Origin of the sequence: Fulvivirga imtechensis AK7, from assembly GCF_000331535.1 — a bacterium.
Classification (GTDB): Bacteria; Bacteroidota; Bacteroidia; order Cytophagales; family Cyclobacteriaceae; genus Fulvivirga; species Fulvivirga imtechensis.
The window spans coordinates 1-14,098 of the sequence record NZ_AMZN01000069.1 but is presented as its reverse complement, the minus strand read 5'-3'; the positions used below and the strand labels follow the sequence as shown (position 1 = coordinate 14,098).

Sequence of the window (14,098 nt, the reverse complement as noted above, 5' to 3'; positions counted from 1 at the left end):
TATTAGTCTAAAGTAATTTCCAATGCAAGACCACGAAGCTCGTGTACCAATACATTGAACGATTCAGGAATATTAGGCTTCTTCATATTCTCGCCTTTTACGATCGCTTCATAAGCTTTCGCTCTTCCTATTACGTCATCCGACTTAATAGTAAGTATTTCCTGAAGGACATGAGATGCTCCAAACGCCTCAAGCGCCCAAACCTCCATCTCTCCGAATCGCTGACCTCCGAATTGTGCTTTACCACCAAGAGGCTGCTGCGTGATGAGTGAGTAAGGTCCGATAGATCTGGCGTGCATCTTATCGTCTACCAAGTGCCCCAGCTTAAGCATATAAGCTATACCGACTGTTACCGGCTGATCGAATCGCTGTCCGGTGAGACCATCATGCAAATAAGCTCTTCCATACTCCGGGAGTCCTGCTTCGGCCAATTCATTAGCCACTTCCTCCATAGAAGCGCCATCGAAAATTGGCGTTGCATAACGTCTGCCAAGCTTTAATCCTGCCCAGCCTAACACGGTCTCGTAGATCTGTCCAAGGTTCATCCTTGAAGGTACCCCGAGTGGGTTCAAGCAAATGTCAACAGGCGTTCCGTCTTCAAGGAAAGGCATATCCTCCTCTCTTACGATCTTGGCAACAACACCTTTGTTACCATGTCGACCTGCCATTTTATCACCTACTTTTAGTTTTCTCTTCTTGGCGATATAAACCTTAGCTAATTGTACAATCCCCGCGGGCAATTCATCACCTACTTCTAATGTAAATCTTTCTCTCTTGAATTCACCTGAGATTTCATTACGTTTAATGTTGTAGCTTTTCACCAGCTTGAACACCAAGTCGTTTACTCTTTCATCTGCCGTCCAGTTGTCCAGAATAACATCAGAAACGAGGTTTACCTCTTCCGGCACATTGTATGTGCTTTCATCTTTATATATGTTCTTTTCAGGGAACAGATTCTGCTCAATGTTCTTAGCATTGAATTTCACGCCTTTGCTGATCAGTTCATCACCAAATTTGTGTTTGATCCCCTGGCTTGTCTGTCCATCAAGAAGCTGAGTCAACTTTTCGATCATTCGAGACCTCAAAGCCAATAGTTCCTTGCTGTATTTGTTTTTAAGGATCTCCACTTCCTTCTTAGACTTAGCTCTTAGTTCTTTGTCTTTCTTAGGCCTTGAGAACAGCTTTGTATCGATAACTACACCCCTTAAAGATGGTGGCGCTTTCATAGAAGCATCCTTCACATCACCGGCTTTATCACCGAAGATCGCCCTAAGCAGCTTTTCCTCCGGAGTGGGGTCTGTTTCTCCCTTAGGTGTAATCTTACCGATCAGGATGTCACCTTCTTTTACCTCTGCTCCAATTCTGATGATACCGTTTTCGTCAAGGTGTTTCACAGCCTCTTCGCTAACGTTAGGTATCTCAGAAGTCAATTCTTCCTCACCACGTTTTGTATCTCTTACTTCAAGCTCATACTCATCGATATGGATTGAAGTATAGATATCATCGCGTACCACTTTTTCAGAGATTACAATGGCATCCTCGAAGTTGTAACCCTGCCAGGGCATGTATGCCACTCTCAGGTTTCTTCCAAGCGCCAGTTCTCCACCCTCAGTGGCATAGCCTTCCACCAGTGGCTGTCCCTTCAGTACCCTTTCTCCTTTTTTAACAATAGGAGTAAGGTTAATGCAAGTATCCTGGTTAGTTCTTCGGAACTTGATCAGGTTATACGTTCTGAAATCGTCATCAAAATTGATGAGGATATCATCCTCATTCATATCATATTTCACAACGATCTTTTTCGCATCTACGAATTCAACCACACCGTCACCTTCTGCAAGGATCAACGCTCTTGAATCAAGGGCCACCCTGCCTTCAAGGCCAGTACCAACAATAGGAGCCTCAGGCTTCATCAAAGGCACTGCCTGACGTTGCATGTTTGAACCCATCAGGGCACGGTTAGCATCGTCATGCTCAAGGAATGGAATAAGTGAGGCCGCTACAGAAACGATCTGGTTAGGCGCCACGTCCATATACCTTACTTCACCAGGCTCTACTACAGGGAAGTCACCTTCAAAACGAGCTTTTACTCTTTCGTTAATGAACTCTCCGCTATCTTTCAATGGAGCGTTGGCCTGAGCGATGTTATGAGTATCCTCCTCTTCTGCTGTGAGGTACTTCACATCACCGGTCATTACCACTTTACCACTGTTTACCTCTCTGTATGGTGTTTCGATGAATCCCATGTTGTTCACCTTGGCATGCACGCAAAGAGAAGATATTAGTCCGATGTTCGGACCTTCAGGAGTTTCAATGGTACAAAGTCTGCCGTAGTGTGTATAGTGAACGTCACGCACCTCGAAACCTGCTCTTTCTCTTGAAAGACCGCCAGGCCCCAGGGCTGACATCCTTCTCTTGTGAGTAATCTCCGCAAGAGGGTTGGTCTGATCCATAAACTGTGACAACTGGTTGGTGCCGAAGAATGAGTTGATCACAGAAGACAACGTACGCGCGTTGATCAGGTCAACAGGCTTAAAGTCTTCGTTATCTCTAACGTTCATTCTTTCTTTGATCGTTCTGGCCATTCTGGCAAGTCCCACACCAAACTGGGTGTACAACTGCTCACCAACTGTCCTTACCCTTCTGTTACTCAAGTGGTCGATATCATCCACTACAGCTTTGGAGTTGATCAAACCGATCAGATATTTCACGATCAGGATAATATCTTCGGTAGTCAATACCCTCTGGTCAGAGTCGATATCAAGACCTAACTTCTTGTTTATTCTGTATCTACCAACTTCACCAAGATCGTATCTCTTTTCACTGAAGAACAAGCTTTGGATAATATCTCTTGCCGTTTGCTCATCCGGTGCCTCGGTATTTCTCAACTGACGGTAAATTTGCTCCACCGCCTCTTTTTCAGAGTTAGAGTTGTCTTTAGCAAGGGTATTGAATATAATGGTATAATCCGTAACGTTTACATCTTCCCTGTGAAGGATTATTGACTTAGATCCGGATTCTACAATAGTATCAATATCCTCTTCAGTAAGAATATGATCTCTTTCAAGGAGTACTTCGTTTCTGTCAATTGACACCACCTCTCCCGTATCTTCATCCACGAAATCTTCAGTCCAGGTTTTCAGTACTCTTGCTGCCAGTTTTCTACCTGCAGCATTCTTAAGGTCCTTTTTGGTAGCCTTTACTTCTTCGGAAAGCCCAAAGAGGTCTAATATATCTTTATCGCTTCCATAACCTATTGCACGAAGCAAAGTTGTTACAGGGAATTTCTTCTTTCTATCGATATAAGCATACATTACATTGTTTACATCGGTAGCAAATTCAATCCATGATCCCTTGAAAGGAATAATTCTGGCAGAGTAAAGCTTTGTACCGTTAGTATGCTTGCTTTGAGCGAAGAATACGCCCGGTGATCTGTGAAGCTGGGAAACGATAACACGCTCAGCACCATTGATCACGAATGAGCCTTTCTTCGTCATATAAGGTATATTGCCCAGGAAAACCTCCTGCTCTATAGTTTCGAAGTCTTCATTGTCTTCGTCATTACAGGTCAGTTTAAGTTTTGCTTTCAAAGGCACTGAATAGGTGAGTCCTCTGTCAATACTCTCGTCAACTGAATATTTGGGAGGATCAACTATGTAATCAATAAACTCCAACACAAAGTTTTCTCTGGAATCCGTGATCGGAAAATTTTCAGAAAATACTTTGAATAGTCCTTCTTGTTGCCTTTTTTCGGCAGGAGTTTCCAACTGAAAAAAGTCCTTGAAAGACTGAAGTTGTATATCAAGGAAATCGGGATAATCTATTACTTTCTTAATAGATGAAAAACTGATTCTTGAGTTATCTTTTTTAGTAGCCAAGGCTTTAAAAATTTAAATTACAAGATGTTGTAAATGGCCGAAAGTCGTCTGACGGCCCGGAAATAGACTGTTTGTAAAGTATCTACAAACAGCAAAAGACCCCGATTTGTTTACCGGGGCCTAACTTATTGTTAGACGAGCAATAATATGTCGCCAAGGGTTACTTCAACTCAACTTCGGCCCCAGCTTCTTCAAGCTGCTTCTTAAGACCTTCAGCTTCGTCTTTAGACACACCTTCTTTGATAGCTTTAGGTGCTCCGTCTACCACTTCTTTAGCTTCTTTAAGTCCAAGTCCAGTAAGTTCTTTCACTAATTTAACGATTGCTAATTTAGCTCCACCTGGTGACTTAAGGATCACATCAAATTCTGTTTTTTCAGCTCCAGCTTCACCACCGTCACCGGCTGCAGGTGCAGCAACAGCAACAGCCGCAGCAGCCGCAGGCTCAATGCCGTGCGTTTCTTTCAAATATTCTGCTAGCTCATTTACTTCTTTTACTGTAAGTTCAACTAGTTGATCTCCAAGTGCTTTAACGTCTGCCATTTTTTATTCTTATTTAGTCAATTATTCTTTTGTTACTTTAAATTCATTTTATCGCTCAGCCAGCGCCTTCACCAGGCCACCGATAGTATGTTTTCCACTCTGAAGAGCTGAAAGTACATTCTTAGCAGGTGACTGAAGAAGTGCGATAACATCACCAATGAGCTCATTCTTAGATTTGAGTTCGCTCAACATTTTCAGATTTTCCTCGCCAATGAAGAAATCTTTATCTATGGAAGCAGCCTTTAACAAAGGTTTTTTGGCACCTTGTTTTTTTCTGTATTCTGTGATCACTTTAGCAGGCAGATTAGCCGTCTCGTTTGAGAAAACCACTCCGGAGAATCCTTTCAATGACTCATCAAGAGCAGAGAAATCGCCATCTACATTGCTAAGTGCTTTCTTGATCAATGTGTTTTTGTACACGCCATATTCTACGCCTCTGTCGTAACATACTTTTCTGAAAGCGTTTACCTGGGCTACTGACAGGCCAGAAGCATCCGTAATATAAAAGTGCGGATTGTTATTAAACTTCTCGGTCAGCGCCTCTATTATATTTGCTTTTTCTTGCCTTGTCATGATTTTAATCCTGAAATTGAGTTTTTATCAATAGTTATTGAAGGGCTCATTGTAGTAGAGATATTGATACTTTTGAAGTACGTACCCTTCGCTGAAGCAGGCTTAAGTTTAGATATGGTCTGGATCATCTCCTGCACGTTATCCTTGATCTTGTCAGGGGTAAATGACGCTTTTCCAACACTTACGTGAATGATCCCGAATTTATCAACTTTAAAGTCTATTTTACCGGCTTTGATATCTTTTACCGCTTTTCCTACCTCCAAAGTAACGGTACCCGACTTAGGGTTAGGCATAAGACCACGAGGTCCTAACACTCTACCTAATCTACCTACCTTGGCCATTACTGTAGGCATGGTAATGATAACATCAATATCAGTCCAGCCCTCTTCAATTTTCTTAATGTAGTCGTCAAGACCTACATAGTCAGCACCGGCATCTTTAGCTTCCTGCTCTTTGTCAGGGGTACAAAGTACCAACACTTTAAGATCTTTACCAGTTCCGTGAGGCAATGTAACCACACCTCTTACCATCTGATCAGCTTTCTTAGGATCAACACCCAAACGAATGTCCAAATCAACAGAAGCATCGAATTTAGTGAAAGTGATCTCTTTCAAAAGATTAGCAGCATCATCAAGAGAATATTCTTTAAGATTATCCACTTTGGCCTTTGCCGCTTTCTGATTTTTTGTCAGTTTTCCCATTTGCTTCAAATTTTACTCCCAAGGAGCTGTTCCTGTAACTTTTATACCCATACTTCTGGCTGTACCAGCAACCATTTTCATTGCAGATTCTACTTTAAAGGCATTCAGGTCGGGCATTTTAGTCTCAGCAATAGTTTTGACCTGATCCCAGGTAACGCTACCGATCTTGTTCCTGTTTGGCTCCGCAGAACCGCTCTTTTTCTTAGAAGCTTCCAGCAGCATCACAGCAGCAGGAGGAGTTTTAATTACAAAGTCAAAAGACTTATCAGTATAGATTGTAATTAATACAGGCAACACCTGACCCTGTTTCTCTTGCGTTCTAGCATTAAACTGCTTGCAGAAGTCCATGATGTTAAGTCCCTTAGAACCTAATGCGGGACCTACGGGAGGAGAAGGGTTTGCTGCGCCTCCTCTGATCTGCAACTTCAAGTATCCACTAATTTCCTTAGCCATTATCTTAATCTAATTTTTCTACTTGCATATAGTTTAATTCTACAGGAGTATTCCTGCCGAATATTTTTACCATTACGTTGAGCTTTTTACGCTCTTCGAAAACTTCCTCTACAGTTCCGGTAAAACCGCTAAAAGGTCCATCCATCACCTTCACCGACTCTCCTACTATATATGGTGTTTCCAGTTTTTCTTCAAATTCGTCAATCTCATCTACCTTACCCAGTATTCTGTTTACTTCCGACTGACGCAAGGGGACAGGTTCTTTTGAAGACCCCGTACCATTGTTACCCAAGAAGCCTATTACGCCCGGAATACTTGTTACCAAGTGGTTTGCCTCTCCGTTGCTGAGATCAGCAGAAACAAGCACATATCCCGGAAAAAAGTTTCTCTCTCTGACTCTCTTCTTCCCTCCCCGCATCTCATACACCTTTTCAGAAGGGATCAACACCTGGGGAATAAAATCCTGAAGTTTCTCTCTCTCCACTTCAGTTTCCAGGTAAGTTTTTACTTTCTTTTCCTGACCACTTACGACCCTAACCACATACCATTTTAATTCACTCATCGCTAGTCAAGTCTAAATATTAAAATTCCTTATAGAACCAGTCCATGCCGGTTTGAAATACATAATCCATCAAACCTATCACCAAAGCGAAGATCAAAGAAGCAACAAGTACCAATATGGAGCTGCTTTGCAATTCGCTATATTTGGGCCATGAGACCTTATTCTTCATCTCATCGTATGACTCCAGGATAAATGTCTTTAACTTATGCATCAGACTTTTTTATTAAAATTCAGCTCAGGCAAAGGAATGGATATCACCAAACCTCCCTTCACTTAAAACAATTTTTTAACTTTTTTACCTTGACTTTACAAGGTTTCTATATTTGCACGGGTGGAAATACTCGAATCCCGATGGCCACCGGGACAGGCTCCCAGCACCTGCGCTCATATCAATCAATTCAAACTATACACCTCGTCTTTTCAAGGCTTCTGTATTTGCACGGGTGGAGAGACTCGAACTCCCAGCCAACGGTTTTGGAGACCGCTACTCTACCAATTGAGCTACACCCGTTTGTCATGTATCCTACGAGCCATTTGCAACCTCTTTCCTCCCAATTTTATTGACCAAATTCAGGCCAACTCATATACCACAACTCAAAATGGTCTGCAAAGATACGACAAATATTTAGAAAATAAAAGCGTTCCGAATATTTTCCGGAACGCTCTACTAGAATATTCTATTCTTAATCTAAAATTTCAGTTACCTGACCAGAACCTACTGTTCTACCACCCTCACGGATAGCGAAACGAAGTCCTTTTTCCATTGCTACCGCGTTGATCAACTCAACAGTGATAGAAACGTTGTCACCCGGCATAACCATCTCCACTCCTTCAGGAAGGTAGATCTCACCAGTAACATCAGTTGTTCTCAGGTAGAACTGAGGTCTGTATTTGTTGAAGAAAGGAGTATGACGACCACCTTCTTCTTTAGACAGAACGTAAACCTCAGCTTTGAATTTTTTGTGAGGCGTTACAGAACCTGGCTTACAGATAACCATACCTCTTTTAATCTGATCTTTTTCGATACCTCTTAAAAGAAGACCTACGTTATCACCAGCTTCACCTCTGTCCAATATTTTTCTGAACATTTCCACACCAGTAACAGTAGATTTCAAACCTTCTGCACCCATACCAAGAATATCTACAGGATCACCAGAGTTGATGATACCTCTTTCGATTCTACCGGTAGCTACAGTACCTCTACCAGTGATAGAGAATACGTCTTCAACAGGCATCAAGAAGTCTTTATCGATCAAACGCTCAGGAAGAGGAATATACTCATCAACAGCTTTCATCAATTCTTCAACTTTTTCAACCCACTGAGGCTCACCATTCAAGGCACCCAAAGCAGAACCTTGGATAACAGGAATATCATCACCAGGGAAATCATAATCAGAAAGAAGCTCTCTGATTTCCATTTCAACAAGCTCTAACAATTCAGGATCGTCTACTAAGTCTACTTTGTTCATAAACACAACCAGCGCAGGCACACCTACCTGACGTGAAAGAAGGATGTGCTCTCTTGTTTGAGGCATTGGTCCGTCAGTAGCAGCAACAACAATAATAGCTCCATCCATCTGAGCAGCACCAGTTACCATGTTTTTTACGTAATCCGCGTGACCTGGACAGTCAACGTGAGCATAGTGTCTATTCTCAGTTGCGTACTCAATGTGTGACGTATTAATAGTAATACCTCTTTCTTTTTCTTCCGGAGCGTTATCGATAGATGAAAAGTCTCTGTTTTCAGCAAGACCTTTATCTGACAATACTTTTGATATCGCAGCAGTCAAAGTTGTTTTACCGTGGTCTACGTGACCGATTGTTCCAATATTCACGTGGGGTTTTGAACGGTCAAAAGTTTCTTTAGCCATATTTGAAAATCCCTAGTTTAGTTAAAATTATATTCGTTATTTTGTTAATTGTTTACCCTTTAAATGAGTATAAGGCTCATTACACCGCAAGCTTTACGGCAATGATCCTTCTTCATTGCTGAGCTCCTTATAGCTCATTCTCATGGGCACGAAATACATCAATTCCATACCTGGAGCCAAGAAGGGGATTTGAACCCCCGACCTCTTCCTTACCAAGGAAGCGCTCTACCCCTGAGCTATCTCGGCTAATTCCGCTGAGCCAGGAGTGCTTTCAGTCGGGACCCCGACTTCCTATCCTGATATTTCACAAGACGGAACACTCTACCCCTGAGCTATCCCGGACTGAAAAGTTCAAAGCTCATAACTTAAAGTCGAAACTTTTAAAACCACTTTTTAGAAGCATAAACTTCCATAAAACGATCCTGCCTGTAGCAGACTTATCAACCTTAAACTCAAAAGTTGAGCGGGAGACGAGGCTCGAACCCGCGACCTACAGCTTGGAAGGCTGTCGCTCTACCAACTGAGCTACTCCCGCTTAATGTTTTTTCCGGGAGACAAATTTACAACTTTGTAAGCTATCATAAACACTCCCGGAAAAATAAAATGTGGGGGGAGCAGGATTCGAACCTGCGAAGTCATAAGACAACGGATTTACAGTCCGTCCCAGTTGGCCGCTTTGGTATCCCCCCAAAGCTTCATTTTATTAATGAACTTTCCTTTGATTTTGAGGATTTCAGTCCTCGTTTTTTCCAAAGGAAGTGCAAAATTATACGGTTTTTTCTTTTAATCAAACTTTTGAAAAAAAAAGATTATTTTTTTTCAAAATGCCCCTTTTTAGCGGTTTTACATGAATATGACCTCATCAACAACGCCTTCTCCAAACTCCCTTTTGAAAATATCCAGAATTTTACTCTTGGACATATTGAGCTCGTGTTTAAGTGGTGCAGATTGGATCTCAACGAACAGTACCTGCTTCTTAACAAAGATCTTTCCTGTTCTGTTGGCTATTGTTTTACCCATCAATTTTTCCCAGGAAGCAATAACATTTGCAGCATCATATTTCCTTTTGAGATTATAGGTATTTAACATCTCTGTTATGGCAGACTTCAAGGAGCGTTCTCCGCTTCTGGCATTTTCCTCATACTTTTTCCTCATACAATATACTGTCTGGTCCACTACAAATATACTCGCTTTTCCTTTCCTGCTTTCACTGAATGTCGTCTTTCTCATTAATAGTGGGCCAACCTGCCTTATTTTGCCAGGGGCAGCGTTATGATCTGAGCTGGTAAGTTAAAGGTTGCCAGGAGTTGTTCTGTTCTGTCCCTACGGGCATCGGTAATAAAAACCTGGCCAAACTGATGGCCTGTAATCATCTCCATCAGCTTACGGATACGCTCATCATCCAACTTATCAAAAATATCATCCAGCAACAGTATAGGTTTAAAATCCTTCAAGCCTGCAATAGTATCAAAATGCGCCATTTTGAGTGCGACCAGGTATGTCTTTTGTTGCCCCTGTGAGGCAAACTTTTTTATCGGCTTACCGGAAATAATAAGTCTGTAATCATCGCGATGAATGCCCATGGATGTTCTTTCCAGCGCCAGGTCTTTTTTAATACTGGCTTTAAACTGGGCTACAAAGTCATCCTGCAGCCACTCTGAGCGATAGATAATATTCACTTCTTCCTTCCCTTGTGAGATCTGGATATAGTGTTGCTGAAACAACATCAGAAAACCTCTAATAAAAGCTGCTCTTTTTAAAAATATATCCTTCCCCAGTTTCAGCAGTTGGTCATCATATGTATTAATTAAGTCATAGTCTACCCTCCCTATAAAGGCAAATTTTTTCAAAGCACTGTTCCTCTGGCGCAGGTATTGATTGTATTTCGATAATGTCTCCAAATAGCTGCTGTCCAACTGACACAGGATAGTATCAAAAAACTTTCTTCTTGCCTCACTTCCTTCCCTGATTACATCTACGTCATTGGGAGCGATTAGAACCACGGGAAAGCGTCCAACATGCTCGCTTAGTTTTTCATAATCCTTTTTATTTGCTTTGAAAGTTTTTTTTGAGCCCTCCTGGAAAGCACACACTATTTCGTAGGTCTTATTCTCCAGCTTAAAATTGCCCTTAATACTAAAAATGCTTTCTCCAAAGCGAATATTTTGGCTGTCGATATTGTTGAAGGCGCTTTTTGTTAATGATAAATAGTATATCGCATCAAGTATGTTCGTCTTGCCACTGCCATTCACACCTACCAGACAATTGACCTTCTCTGAGAAATTCAGGGTCACGTCCTCGTAATTCTTGAAATTAAACAAACTTAATTTTTCAATGTGCATTAACTTTTTTTACTTATTTTCGCAGTCCAATCGCATTCAAAATTAACATTATGGCAAGTACAACAAAAGAAAAGAGCAAATCTAAATCTTCTGCCAAATCCAAATTTTCCAAAGAAACATATCTAGAGTGGTTTGAAAGTATGCTACTCATGCGGAGGTTTGAAGAAAAAGCAGGACAGCTATATGGTCAGCAAAAGATCCGTGGTTTTTGTCATTTATATATAGGACAAGAGGCTTGTGTAGCAGGTGCTGTTTCAGCGCTGAAAAGAGGGGATAAATATATCACTGCTTATCGTGATCATGCTCACCCAATTGCTCTCGGTTCCGATCCGAAGCAGATCATGGCCGAGCTATTTGCCAAGGAAACGGGCATATCCAAGGGAAAGGGTGGCTCTATGCACATGTTTGACAAAGAAAATCATTTCTTTGGAGGCCATGGTATTGTTGGCGGTCAGGTACCTCTTGGTGCAGGCATTGCCTTTGCAGAAAAGTATAATAAAACTGACAACCTTTGTATTTGCTATATGGGAGACGGTGCGGTAAGGCAGGGCGCCTTTCATGAAGCGCTGAACCTGGCCATGACCTGGAAATTGCCGGTAATATTTGTGATTGAGAACAATGGGTATGCTATGGGAACTTCCGTTAAAAGGACTTCGAACGTTACCGACCTCTACACTCTGGGAGAGGCATACGATATGCCATCTGAGCCTGTTGATGCCATGTCGGTAGAAGCAGTGCATGAATCGGTGGAGAAAGCTGCTGCACGCGCACGAAAAGGAGATGGCCCCACGCTACTGGAATTCAGAACCTACAGGTACAAAGGCCATTCTATGTCTGACCCTGCAAAATATCGTACTAAAGACGAAGTGGAAGAATATAAGCTGAAAGATCCTATTGAGCAGGTAAGGAAAACAATCCTGGATAAGAAGTTTGCTTCGGAAAAAGATCTTGAGACCATAGAAAAAAAGATAAAAGATCAGGTGGCTGAATGTGTGAAATTTTCTGAGGAGTCAGATTTTCCTGATCCTAAGGAGGCCTTTAAAGATGTATATGCCGATGAGGACTATCCATATATAACGGACTAATAAGTGTCTCTAAAAAATGTCAACTTAAGAATGCGTTGGTCTCAAAAATGCTCAAGTACCTTGGTACATTCAGCCTTTTTGGGGCTTTCAAAGTCCATACTTACCGAAGCGGCTACGCAAAGGCGAGCTTGATGTTGATGTTTTCTTAAAGTCACCTGGCGTTTAAAATACAACCACCCATTATAGAATATTGACATAAAAGGGCTACCGAAAACAGGATTTTTCTTCAATCCTGTTTCTACTTTATAAACTAATTGTTAGTTTTGCAGCCTTAAAATCTTTACAGATGGCAGTAAAAAATAAAAAAGGTACTGAACAGCACAGCAGTGACCTACTTGAGAATCCGGAGGCTTTAGCGGGACAGATCACAAAGACGGAAGAATTTGTTAGCCAGCATAAAGGGCTGGTGTTTGGTGTAGCCGCAGTAGTAGCATTATTAATTGCGGGGTATTTCGGATTTAGATATTATAAAAACACTCAAAACCTGAAAGCTCAAAATGAGATGTTTCAGGCCGTGCATTATTTTGAGTCAGATAGCCTGAACCTGGCTCTTAATGGGGATGGGAATAATCTCGGCTTTTTGAGTATCATTAAAGACTATGGCATAACTGACGCTGCCAATCTCGCTAACTTTTACGCAGGTGCAACATACCTGAAGCAAGGTAAATATGAGCTAGCCATTTTATATCTCAAAGATTTTAGTTCGGATGATCTGTTAGTACAGGCAAGGGCATATAGCCTGATCGGTGATGCATACATGGAGCAGGAAAACTATACAGAGGCTGCAAACTTTTACCAAAAAGCAGCCGAATACAAGCCAAACAAGTATTTCACTCCGCTCTATTTATTGAAAGCTGCAATGGCTTATGAAAAGGCAAACAATAATGAGGCGGCCATTCGGGCGTATGATAGAATCATAACCAAATATTGGGATTCTAATGAATTCCAGAAGGCAAAAAAATACAGGGCTATGCTCAATGGCAGCGAATCTTAAACCAAAAAAACAAGATTTTATAAAAAGGGATAGGGTTAAATCTTTATCCCTTTTTTATTTTTGAACCCAAAAGATCTTTAAATGGCATCATCACAAAAAAATTTAAGCGACTACAGCAGTAAGAATATCTCCAATATATCAGACAAACGTTTTGCTGTTATTGTGTCAGAATGGAATGAAGAGGTTACCGAGGCGCTTTACTCGGGGGCTTATGAAACCTTGATATCTAACGGGGCCAGCCGCGATAATATTATTAGAAAAAATGTGCCCGGAAGCTTCGAACTCACCCTGGCAGCACAATGGATGGCCCAAAAAGATGATGTAGATGCCGTCATTTGTATTGGATGTGTCATTCAGGGTGAAACCAAGCATTTTGATTTCATCTGTAGCGCTGTTGCACATGGTATAACAGAAGTAGGCCTGAAGTACAACAAGCCGGTCATTTTTGGGGTACTGACTCCTAACAACCAAAAGCAAGCTCTGGATCGGGCTGGTGGGAAGCATGGAAACAAAGGTGATGAGGCGGCTATTACCGCGATAAAGATGTTAGGGTTTTAGTTATTGTTAATGGTTAATCGTTAATCGTTAATGGTCAATGGTTAATGGTTAATTGTTGCTTGCTTGAAGCTTAAAGCTTGCGGATTGGTTCTAATATTTGAGTTTGATGTTTGATGTTTGTTCCATGTTTGAGGTTTGAGACTCTACTTGCCTGCTGCTTCTGCCTACTGCCTTTTAGCATTATTGGTTACTTCTTGCAAGGAAAGCTTTACTAGTCCTTATAGGCTTAGTAAAGCAGTATTTGTAACTCAAGCCTCAAGACTCACGACCAGGTACTCAGGACTCTATTTTGCCTACTGCTTTTGTGTACTGCCGACTGTTTCTGTCTGATGTTAATCGTTAATCGTTATTTGTTAATAGTTAAGTGTTGCTTGCTTGAAGCTCAAAGCTTGCTGCTCTACCTGCCGACTGCTTCTGTCTACTGCCTTTTAGCATTATTGGTTACTTCTTGCAAGGAAAGCTTTACTAGTCCTTATAGGCTTAGTAAAGCAGTATTTGTAACTCAAGCCTCAAGACTCACGACCAGGTACTCAGGACTCTATT

13 protein-coding genes and 4 tRNA genes are annotated in these 14,098 nt (G+C 41.5%); 3 read left to right on the top strand and 14 right to left on the bottom strand.

From position 1 onward, the window contains the following. Nucleotides 1-2: 2 nt before the first annotated feature. From rpoB to recF, 14 genes are all read right to left on the bottom strand, one after another. On the bottom strand, nucleotides 3-3,875 hold the full coding sequence (gene rpoB, locus C900_RS19360) for a DNA-directed RNA polymerase subunit beta (protein WP_009581864.1): 3,873 nt from the start codon (nucleotides 3,873-3,875) through the stop codon (nucleotides 3-5). Between the two features lie 160 nt (nucleotides 3,876-4,035). Beyond that, nucleotides 4,036-4,416 (bottom strand): 50S ribosomal protein L7/L12, encoded by a 381-nt coding sequence (gene rplL / locus C900_RS19355; protein WP_009581863.1) that lies wholly within the window; start codon nucleotides 4,414-4,416, stop codon nucleotides 4,036-4,038. A 48-nt stretch (nucleotides 4,417-4,464) separates the two neighbouring features. After that, nucleotides 4,465-4,989, bottom strand: a complete 525-nt coding sequence (rplJ, locus tag C900_RS19350; RefSeq protein ID WP_009581862.1) for a 50S ribosomal protein L10 — start codon at nucleotides 4,987-4,989, stop codon at nucleotides 4,465-4,467. After that, the gene (rplA, locus tag C900_RS19345) at nucleotides 4,986-5,690 is read right to left on the bottom strand and encodes a 50S ribosomal protein L1 (protein ID WP_009581861.1); all 705 of its coding nucleotides are present in this window, start codon (nucleotides 5,688-5,690) and stop codon (nucleotides 4,986-4,988) included. Before rplA ends, rplJ begins: the two co-directional genes overlap by 4 nt. Before the next feature lie 12 nt (nucleotides 5,691-5,702). Further along, nucleotides 5,703-6,143: a 50S ribosomal protein L11 gene (gene rplK / locus C900_RS19340; protein ID WP_009581860.1), complete on the bottom strand. Its 441-nt coding sequence runs from the start codon at nucleotides 6,141-6,143 to the stop codon at nucleotides 5,703-5,705. Nucleotides 6,144-6,147: 4 nt separating this feature from the next. Next, complete coding sequence (gene nusG / locus C900_RS19335) at nucleotides 6,148-6,705, bottom strand: transcription termination/antitermination protein NusG (RefSeq protein WP_009581859.1); 558 nt, start codon at nucleotides 6,703-6,705, stop codon at nucleotides 6,148-6,150. A 19-nt stretch (nucleotides 6,706-6,724) separates the two neighbouring features. Continuing rightward, entirely contained in the window at nucleotides 6,725-6,916 is a 192-nt protein-coding gene (gene secE / locus C900_RS19330; protein WP_009581858.1) for a preprotein translocase subunit SecE, read from the bottom strand. Between the two features lie 227 nt (nucleotides 6,917-7,143). Continuing rightward, a tRNA-Trp gene (locus C900_RS19325) sits at nucleotides 7,144-7,216 on the bottom strand. Between the two features lie 172 nt (nucleotides 7,217-7,388). Then, nucleotides 7,389-8,576, bottom strand: coding sequence for an elongation factor Tu (gene tuf / locus C900_RS19320; protein WP_040497139.1), 1,188 nt, complete (start codon nucleotides 8,574-8,576; stop codon nucleotides 7,389-7,391). 171 nt (nucleotides 8,577-8,747) lie between these two features. Continuing rightward, nucleotides 8,748-8,822, bottom strand: a tRNA-Thr gene (locus C900_RS19315). A gap of 216 nt (nucleotides 8,823-9,038) precedes the next feature. Beyond that, nucleotides 9,039-9,111, bottom strand: a tRNA-Gly gene (locus C900_RS19310). Between the two features lie 71 nt (nucleotides 9,112-9,182). Then, a tRNA-Tyr gene (locus tag C900_RS19305) sits at nucleotides 9,183-9,265 on the bottom strand. Between the two features lie 154 nt (nucleotides 9,266-9,419). Beyond that, complete coding sequence (locus tag C900_RS19300) at nucleotides 9,420-9,806, bottom strand: DciA family protein (protein ID WP_185113980.1); 387 nt, start codon at nucleotides 9,804-9,806, stop codon at nucleotides 9,420-9,422. 20 nt (nucleotides 9,807-9,826) lie between these two features. Further along, the gene (recF, locus tag C900_RS19295; protein WP_009581855.1) at nucleotides 9,827-10,918 is read right to left on the bottom strand and encodes a DNA replication/repair protein RecF; all 1,092 of its coding nucleotides are present in this window, start codon (nucleotides 10,916-10,918) and stop codon (nucleotides 9,827-9,829) included. Nucleotides 10,919-10,968: 50 nt separating this feature from the next. Between recF and pdhA the strand changes: the two genes are divergently transcribed. The 3 genes from pdhA (at nucleotide 10,969) to ribH (ending at nucleotide 13,555) form a co-directional block, all read left to right on the top strand. Further along, a complete protein-coding gene (gene pdhA, locus C900_RS19290) occupies nucleotides 10,969-12,003 on the top strand; it encodes a pyruvate dehydrogenase (acetyl-transferring) E1 component subunit alpha (protein WP_009581854.1) in 1,035 nt (344 codons plus the stop codon). Between the two features lie 286 nt (nucleotides 12,004-12,289). Continuing rightward, nucleotides 12,290-12,997 (top strand): tetratricopeptide repeat protein, encoded by a 708-nt coding sequence (locus C900_RS19285; protein ID WP_009581852.1) that lies wholly within the window; start codon nucleotides 12,290-12,292, stop codon nucleotides 12,995-12,997. 81 nt (nucleotides 12,998-13,078) lie between these two features. Then, entirely contained in the window at nucleotides 13,079-13,555 is a 477-nt protein-coding gene (gene ribH / locus C900_RS19280) for a 6,7-dimethyl-8-ribityllumazine synthase (RefSeq protein WP_009581851.1), read from the top strand. The last annotated feature ends 543 nt before the right edge of the window (nucleotides 13,556-14,098 follow it).

Excerpts from the sequence above, each read along its gene's own strand:
- rplL (WP_009581863.1), bottom strand. The coding sequence starts at position 4,416 with ATGGCAGACGTTAAAGCACTTGGAGATCAACTAGTTGAACTTACAGTA.
- rplJ (WP_009581862.1), bottom strand. The coding sequence starts at position 4,989 with ATGACAAGGCAAGAAAAAGCAAATATAATAGAGGCGCTGACCGAGAAG.
- rplA (WP_009581861.1), bottom strand. The coding sequence starts at position 5,690 with ATGGGAAAACTGACAAAAAATCAGAAAGCGGCAAAGGCCAAAGTGGAT.
- rplK (WP_009581860.1), bottom strand. The coding sequence starts at position 6,143 with ATGGCTAAGGAAATTAGTGGATACTTGAAGTTGCAGATCAGAGGAGGC.
- nusG (WP_009581859.1), bottom strand. The coding sequence starts at position 6,705 with ATGAGTGAATTAAAATGGTATGTGGTTAGGGTCGTAAGTGGTCAGGAA.
- secE (WP_009581858.1), bottom strand. The coding sequence starts at position 6,916 with ATGCATAAGTTAAAGACATTTATCCTGGAGTCATACGATGAGATGAAG.
- tuf (WP_040497139.1), bottom strand. The coding sequence starts at position 8,576 with ATGGCTAAAGAAACTTTTGACCGTTCAAAACCCCACGTGAATATTGGA.
- C900_RS19300 (WP_185113980.1), bottom strand. The coding sequence starts at position 9,806 with ATGAGAAAGACGACATTCAGTGAAAGCAGGAAAGGAAAAGCGAGTATA.
- recF (WP_009581855.1), bottom strand. The coding sequence starts at position 10,918 with ATGCACATTGAAAAATTAAGTTTGTTTAATTTCAAGAATTACGAGGAC.
- pdhA (WP_009581854.1), top strand. The coding sequence starts at position 10,969 with ATGGCAAGTACAACAAAAGAAAAGAGCAAATCTAAATCTTCTGCCAAA.
- C900_RS19285 (WP_009581852.1), top strand. The coding sequence starts at position 12,290 with ATGGCAGTAAAAAATAAAAAAGGTACTGAACAGCACAGCAGTGACCTA.
- ribH (WP_009581851.1), top strand. The coding sequence starts at position 13,079 with ATGGCATCATCACAAAAAAATTTAAGCGACTACAGCAGTAAGAATATC.